The organism is Nocardioides pelophilus, from assembly GCF_014180685.1.
Classification (GTDB): domain Bacteria; phylum Actinomycetota; class Actinomycetes; order Propionibacteriales; family Nocardioidaceae; genus Nocardioides; species Nocardioides pelophilus.
Map to the genome: position 1 here is coordinate 1 of NZ_JACEHF010000184.1, position 7,743 is coordinate 7,743.

At 70.6% G+C, this 7,743-nt stretch carries 6 protein-coding genes; 4 read left to right on the forward strand and 2 right to left on the reverse strand.

Annotated elements, in window-relative coordinates; genetic code table 11:
- On the forward strand, nucleotides 1-643 hold a 643-nt coding region (locus tag H0488_RS20205; RefSeq protein ID WP_183101027.1), incomplete at its 5' end, for a 2-phosphosulfolactate phosphatase.
- A gap of 3 nt (nucleotides 644-646) precedes the next feature.
- Here H0488_RS20205 and H0488_RS20210 read toward each other — a convergent pair.
- Complete coding sequence (locus tag H0488_RS20210; RefSeq protein WP_183101028.1) at nucleotides 647-1,162, reverse strand: CAP domain-containing protein; 516 nt, start codon at nucleotides 1,160-1,162, stop codon at nucleotides 647-649.
- A gap of 105 nt (nucleotides 1,163-1,267) precedes the next feature.
- Between H0488_RS20210 and H0488_RS20215 the strand changes: the two genes are divergently transcribed.
- Nucleotides 1,268-3,247, forward strand: coding sequence for a M13 family metallopeptidase (locus tag H0488_RS20215; protein ID WP_312856453.1), 1,980 nt, complete (start codon nucleotides 1,268-1,270; stop codon nucleotides 3,245-3,247).
- Between the two features lie 698 nt (nucleotides 3,248-3,945).
- Nucleotides 3,946-5,205, forward strand: a complete 1,260-nt coding sequence (locus H0488_RS20220) for an HNH endonuclease signature motif containing protein (protein ID WP_183101029.1) — start codon at nucleotides 3,946-3,948, stop codon at nucleotides 5,203-5,205.
- Nucleotides 5,206-5,728: 523 nt separating this feature from the next.
- Here the strand turns inward: H0488_RS20220 and H0488_RS20225 are convergent.
- Nucleotides 5,729-6,040: a hypothetical protein gene (locus tag H0488_RS20225; RefSeq protein WP_183101030.1), complete on the reverse strand. Its 312-nt coding sequence runs from the start codon at nucleotides 6,038-6,040 to the stop codon at nucleotides 5,729-5,731.
- Between the two features lie 106 nt (nucleotides 6,041-6,146).
- On the opposite strand from H0488_RS20225, the gene H0488_RS20230 reads away from it, so the two are divergent.
- On the forward strand, nucleotides 6,147-7,743 hold a 1,597-nt coding region (locus H0488_RS20230), incomplete at its 3' end, for a RecQ family ATP-dependent DNA helicase (RefSeq protein ID WP_183101031.1).

Sequence of the window (7,743 nt, forward strand, 5' to 3'; positions counted from 1 at the left end):
GTTCCCGTGGAAGGACGAGCGGGCGGCGGCGTTCGCGGCCGAGCGTGACGCGGTGCTCGCGGTGGGCCGGTTCGAGGCGGCCGGACTCTCCGACCCGCCTCCCTCGCTGTCGCCCGCGCAGCTGCTGACCTCCGCGCCGGTCGAGCGGCTGGTGCTGCCCTCCCCCAACGGCTCAACCATCTGCGCGGCCCTCGCGTCGCCCGGATCGCCGCTGGTTGAGGTGCGAGCGCCAGCGAGCCTCGAGACCAAGGCGCCCCTCGTGGTCGGCGCCGCGCTCCGCAACCGCGCCGCGGTCGCCCGCTGGCTCGCCCCGCGCCTGGCCGCCGGTGCCGTCGTCGCGTTCGTCCCAGCCGGCGAGCGGTGGCCGGACGGTTCGCTGCGACCCGGGCTCGAGGACCTGTGGGGTGCGGGCGCGGTCCTCAGTGCGCTCGACCTGACCGGGCTGCGGGTGAGTCCCGAGGCCCGGCACGCCGCGGCGTCGTACGACCTGGTCGCCGGCGACCTTCCGTCCGCCCTCGCGGAGTGCGCGAGCGGACGCGAGCTCGCCTCGGTGGGCTACGCGGCCGACGTCACCGCCGCGGCCGACCTCGACGCCGACGACGTCGTTCCCCTGCTCACCGCCGACGGGTTCGTCGCCGGCTGACGGCTACCGCCGGCCGAACACCTGGGTCCAGTACGGCGTGCCGCGGCCGCTCACGGCGTAGCCGACGCCGATGTGTCGGTACCGGCAGTCGAGGATGTTGCGCCGGTGGCCGGCGCTGCCCATCCAGGCCCGGACCACCTCCTCCGGGGTGGGGTAGCCCGCGGCGATGTTCTCGCCGACGAGCGTCCAGTCGTAGCCCGCGCGCCGAACCCGCGTGCCCAGCGACGCCTCGCCGGACAGCTGGTGCGACAGCGTCTCCCGGTTGGCCATCTTGCGGGTGTGGGTCTGGGCCGCCTCGTCGAGTGCGGCGTTGCGCCCCAGGTTGTTGCAGCCGTGGGCGCGTCGGCGGTTGTTCGTCAGGGTGACGACCCGCTGCCGGATGGTCTCGAGGGTGCCGACGCGGTCCGTCGGTGCGTCAACCCGTTCGCCCCCCTCCGTCGGTGCCGACGTGGCGGTCGGCGTGGGAGTGGCCAGGAGGACTGCCGCGAGAACAGCGAGGAGGGAGATCGCTTTGCGCATGCCGCCAGTCTTACTAGCCCGGACTGCCGCTGTCAGGGGATCGCCCGACCCTTTGCCCTGCCAGCGTGCGCCTGCGTGAGGACCCCTGATCTAGGCTCGGTTGCCGTGAGCATCCTGGACGACGCCCGCGAGGGCATGGACACCGACATCCGCCCGCAGGACGACCTGTTCGGCCACGTGAACGGGCGGTGGCTGGTCGAGACCGAGATCCCGGCCGACCGCTCGAGCTGGGGCCCCTTCGTGCAGCTCGCCGAGGTCTGTGAGCAGCAGGTCCGCGACATCATCACCGAGATCGCCGACGGGGTGGCCGACGGCTCGACCGAGGCGGCCGACCTCGAGAGCGCCCGCAAGATCGCGGACCTCTACAACTCGTTCATGGACACCGAGCGGATCGCGAGCCTCGGCCTCGACCCGGTTCGTGCCCTGCTCGACGCGGCATCGGGTCTGCGCGACGTCCGCGACCTCGCGGCGTTCCTCGGTGAGTTCGAGCGGGTCGGCGGCTACGGCGTCTTCGGCTCCTACGTCGACACCGACGACCGCAACTCCGACCGCTACCTGTTCCACATCGTCCAGGGCGGGCTCGGCCTGCCCGACGAGAGCTACTACCGCGACGACAAGTTCGCCGAGATCCGCGAGGCGTACGTCGCCTACCTCGCCAAGCTGCTGACCCTCGGCGAGCACGCCGACCCCGAGGGCGCCGCGCAGCGGATCCTCGCGCTCGACACCGAGCTGGCCAAGGGCCACTGGGAGCGGGCCGAGACCCGCGACGTCCAGAAGACCTACAACCTCCGCACGGCCGACGAGCTCAAGGCGATGTGCCCCGCGTTCGACTGGGACGCCTACGTCACCAACCTGGGCGGCCACGTCACGGGCGAGCACGCGACGATCGCCGAGGTGTGCGTGCGGCAGCCGTCGTACCTCGAGCACCTCTCGACGGTGCTCGCTGAGACGCCGATCGAGGTCTGGCGCGACTGGATGTACAGCCGGGTGCTGCGGTCCGCGGCGCCGTACCTCACCGACGAGCTCGTCGAGACCAACTTCGACTTCTACGGACGCACCCTGTCCGGCACGCCCGAGCTGCGCGCCCGGTGGAAGCGCGCGGTGGCGTTCGTCGAGGGCGCCGTCGGCGAGGCCGTCGGCAAGGAGTACGTCGCGCGCCACTTCCCGCCGGAGTCCAAGGCGATGATGGACGACCTGGTCGCCAACCTGCTCGCGGCCTACCGGGAGTCGATCAGCCGGCTCGACTGGATGACCGAGGAGACCAAGGAGCGGGCCTACGACAAGCTCGCGACCTTCCGGCCGAAGATCGGCTACCCCGACGAGTTCCGCGACTACTCCAAGCTGAAGGTCACCGCCGACGACCTGGTCGGCAACGCCCAGGCGGCCGCGGCGTTCGAGACCGACCGCCACCTGGCCAAGATCGGCTCACCGGTCGACCGCGACGAGTGGTTCATGCTCCCGCAGACCGTCAACGCCTACTACAACCCCGGCACCAACGAGATCTGCTTCCCCGCCGGGATCCTGCAGAAGCCGTTCTTCAGCCCGGACGCGCACCCGGCCGAGAACTACGGCGGCATCGGCGCGGTCATCGGCCACGAGATCGGTCACGGCTTCGACGACCAGGGCGCCCAGTACGACGGGGCCGGCAACCTCAACGACTGGTGGACGCCCGACGACAAGGCCGCGTTCGAGGTGAAGTCGAAGACGCTCATCGAGCAGTACAACGGCCTGTCCCCCCGTGCGATCCCGGACGAGAAGGTCAACGGTGCGCTCACCGTCGGCGAGAACATCGGCGACCTCGGCGGCCTGACCATCGGGCACAAGGCGTTCGTCATCTCCGAGCACGAGGCGGGCCGGGAGGCGTCCGTCGACGACCGTCGCCGGCTGTTCATGAACTGGGCCTACGTGTGGCGCACCAAGCGCCGCGCCGAGCAGGAGCGCCAGTACCTCACCATCGACCCGCACAGCCCGCCGGAGTTCCGCGCCAACATCGTGCGCAACCTCGACGAGTTCCACGAGGTCTTCGAGACCGTCCCGGGCGACGGCCTCTGGCTCGACCCGAGCGACCGGGTGCGGATCTGGTAGCAGCGCCCGCCGCGATCGGCCCGCAAAAAGTGTGATGCCGCCGCAGGCGTCTCGGGTCACCTGCGGCGGCGAGAACGAAGTTAGTCGCGCGCGCGCCGCCGTGGAACCGTTTTCGGGAACTCGACCGATTTTTTACCCGGCCGGACTAGTCCACTCCCGCCCCCGGTGGTCGAGGAGGTCGCTTTGGCCACGCCCGGTGGTCGAGGAGGTCGCTCTGGCCACGCCCGGTGGTCGAGGAGGTCGCTCTGGCGACCGTCACGAGACCACGTCCGCCGCCGGTCGAGGTACGGCGAGCGGGTCGTGCCGCTGGTTGAGGTGCGAGCGAAGCGAGCCTCGAAACCAACGCCTCGGTGGTCGAGGAGGTCGCTCTGGCGACCGTCACGAGACCCCATGCCGGCATCCTTCGCGCCGTCGTCGGTTGCGGTGGGACAAACGGACGACGTGGTTGCGCGCCGTCGTTGGTTGCGGTGCGGTCCCCCTGGCCCTGCCCGGGCGGCAGGAGGCCTGAGGTACTCGCTGTCGTCACGGCAGCGACGGGTACGACGGCGGGAAGGTCGCGGTAGCCGGTGGTCGAGGAGGTCGCTCTGGCGACCGTCACGAGACCAAGCCACCGCCGAGAGGACCCAACAATCTCTCGAACACCTGTTCCATTCCGAACCAGATCGGGGTAGGATAGAACCCTCTCGGAAAGGAACATCGTGGTCGCACAGCTCATGCCCCAACCGCACCCGATCCTGGCCTGCGCCGACCAAGTACTGGTCACGGTCGAGGGTGTCCGGGACGTGCAACCGGTCTACCTTCCCCCGGCCGACAAGCAGATCGCCCTGGTCGAGCTGGGTCGAGCGGCCGCGGCCCTGGAGGAGCTGCGGCTACGGGTCCTGGCCAGTGCTGGGGACGTCGCTGAGGCGGCCGGTGCCCGCGACGTGGGGTCCTGGGCCGCGGTGATCACCCGTGCCGAACCCGCCACCGCCCGTGCGGATGCCCGGCTGGCCGAGTCCCTGGACCGCCGTTGGACCCGGGTCGCGGCCGGGATGGCCGACGGCCGAGTCGCCCAGGCCCAGGCCCGTGTCGTGGTCGCGGCCCTGGAAGCACTGCCCAGTGATCTGGACCCCGACCTCCTCGCCGACGCCGAAACCAGGTTGGTGGACTGGTGTGCGGAGTTCAACCCCACCGAGCTCCGACGGCTCGGCCGCCGGATCCTCGAGGTCGTGGCACCCGAGATCGCTGAGGCCCACGAAGCCAAGCTCCTCGAACAAGAAGAACTACGGGCCCGGGAGAAGACCAGCCTCAAATCCCGGTTGATCGGCGACGGGATGGCCCGGACCACGATCGTGCACCCCGAGCTCGACCGCACCCGGCTCCTGACCTACCTCGACGCCTTCACCAGCCCCAGGAAACACGACGACGCCCTGACCGGCGAAGAAGACCGCATCCCCCACCACCGCAAGCTCGGCCAAGCCTTCGGCGCGCTGCTCGAGCACCTCGACCCCGCCAAGCTCCCGGTCCACGGTGGGGATGCGACCACGGTGATGGTCACCATCACCCTGGAATCACTGATGGCCGACCTGGCCACCGGTGGGGTGATCGACGGCAACCTGTCCGCCGGCGACAACCTGTCCGCGACCCAGGTCCGCCGGCTGGCCTGCACCGCCCAGATCATCCCCGTCGTCCTCGGCGGCAAAGGCGAGATCCTCGACCTCGGCCGGGCCCGACGCCGCTACTCACCCGCCCAACGCAAAGCTATGCGACTACGAGACAAGGAATGCCGCGCCGAAGGCTGCACAATCCCGGCGACCTGGTGCGAAGCCCATCATTTGAAACCCTGGTCCAAGGGCGGCAAGACCGACCTCGACGACGGAATCCTCGCCTGCAGTTGGCACCACCACCGCCTCCACGACCCACGCTACGGCCACCAACTCCTCCCCAACGGCGCCCTCAGATTCCACCGACGCCCCTAGAAGCAGGGCCCTGCGCACAGCGCTCGAGCCGCCCCATCCTGCCCGGGGTCGCGCGCCGACGCCTCCAAGCTCGCGCGTTGTCGGCACCTGGTGCCGGGGGCGGCCCGAGTTGGGCGACGTTCGGCTTGCCGGAGGCGACGCCCTCTTCTGCCGAGCGGAGGGCGCGGGCGGTGAGACGTCATACGTCCGCGGACCTATCGCCGCTCGGGCGTATGACGTCCCGCGCAATGTCATACGTCCCGGCAGTCATAGGGGCTGTGCCGTATGACGTCCCGACGATGTGCCCGCATTTGCCGCCCTGCGTGCTCGCGCAGCGGCACGCTACTGCCGCGTCAGGAGGGTCGCTTCGCTTCAGCCGGAACCGTTGGTCTACGAGGAGCACGAATCTCTCGCGTGCGAACGTGCGTGCCAGGTCCTCGTTGACGGAGTCTCTTATCAACAGGAACTGGCCGGACTCAATCTGGACGAAGTCGATGTCCTTGTCGTCGCGGTAGCGATCGAGCAACGTTGACTTCTTGGGTCCTTACAGCCGGACCTGGACGAGATCGACGTCGTCATCGATGTCGTCGTCGTACTTGTCGAAGACCGACATGACCTCATCAGCGGATGCGTCGGGCTCCTTCAGGACCCAGGCGGACTTCGGGATCCTTGTGAACGGGAGATCGTCGTCGCCGCCCTCCATGACCTCGACCGTGATGACGCCCGGCTCGTCCTTCACCTTCTCCTCGAGCGACTCGGCAGATGGCGCGCACCCACCCACCAGCAGCAAGAGCGCGCCAGCCAGCGACCGGACGACGCCGGGCGCCCAGGTCCGCTCCACACGGTCGACGGTCATGGCCCCGAGTCTTCTCGCGCGGCCGCCGGCTCGCAGGAGCATCCGCACTCAACTGCCGCGCCACCACGATGACCGAGTCGTCGGGGGCCGCTGGTAGACACGGGGCATGACCACTGCCACCGATGTCGACGCCACGCGCACCCGGGCCGAGAAGCATCTGCAGGCGCTGGTGGGTCGTGACGACGCCGAGCTCTACGACGACCAGTGGGCGGCGATCGAGGCGCTGGTGGTCGCGCGGCGGCGGGCGCTGGTGGTGCAGCGCACCGGGTGGGGCAAGTCCGCGGTCTACTTCGTGGCGACCCTGCTGCTGCGGGAGGGTCTCGAGACGGCCGCGGACGGCCTCCCCGGTCACCGCGGGGGACCGACGGTGATCATCTCGCCGCTGCTCGCCCTGATGCGCAACCAGATCGCGGCCGCCGAGCGGGCCGGGATCCGCGCGGTGACGATCAACTCCACCAACATCGAGCAGTGGGAGGAGACGCACGCCGCGATCCAGCGGGGCGAGGTCGACGTGCTCCTCGTCAGCCCGGAGCGGCTCAACAACCCGGGCTTCCGCGATGAGGTGCTGCCGCGGCTGGCGGCCACGTGCGGACTGCTGGTCGTCGACGAGGCCCACTGCATCTCCGACTGGGGCCACGACTTCCGCCCCGACTACCGCCGGATCCGCACCCTGCTCGCCGAGCTGCCGACCGGCATCCCCGTGCTCGCCACGACCGCGACCGCCAACCAGCGGGTGACCGACGACGTCGCCGAGCAGCTGGGCGGCGAGGCGCTGGTCCTGCGCGGCAGCCTCGACCGCGAGACGCTCCGGCTCGGGGTGGTCCGGCTGACCACCGCGGAGCAGCGGTTGGCGTGGCTCGCCGACCACCTCGCCGAGCAGCCCGGCAGCGGCATCGTCTACTGCCTGACCGTCGCCGCGACGCAGCAGGTCTCCGACTACCTGCGGTCCCGCGGCCACAAGGTCGCCGCCTACTCCGGCAAGACCGAGCAGACCGAGCGGCTCGCCCTCGAGCAGGCGCTGCTCGACGGCGAGGTCAAGGCGCTGGTCGCCACCAGCGCGCTCGGGATGGGCTTCGACGCGTCCCTCGGCTTCGTGGTCAACCTCGGCGCTCCGAGCTCGCCGGTGGCCTACTACCAGCAGGTGGGCCGTGCCGGCCGCGGTACGACGCACCCGGCGTCCGTCGTACTCCTGCCGGCGATCGAGGACCGCGACATCTGGGCCTACTTCGCTTCCCTGGCCTTCCCCCGCGAGGAGCTGGTGCGCGACACCCTCGCCGCGTTGGCCGAGGGCGGTGGCGTCATGAGCACGCCCGCGCTCGAGGCGCGGGTCGACCTGAGCCGCAACCGGCTCGAGACCATGCTCAAGGTGCTCGACGTCGACGGCGCCGTCCGCCGGGTGCGGGGTGGCTGGGAGGCGACCGGCCAGGACTGGGCCTACGACGCGGAGCGCTACCGCCGGGTGGCCGAGGCGCGGGAGCGCGAGCAGCAGGCGATGCTCGACTACCTCACGACCGACCGCTGCCGGATGTGGTTCCTCCGCCACCAGCTCGATGATCCGGAAGCCCCGGAAGGCTGGACCTGTGGCCGCTGCGACAACTGCGGCGGCCTCGACCTGCCGGCCGACGTGTCCCCCAGGGCGGTCGCCGAGGCGGCCGACCGGCTGGCCCGCCCGGGAGTGCCGCTCGAGCCGCGCAAGCTGTGGC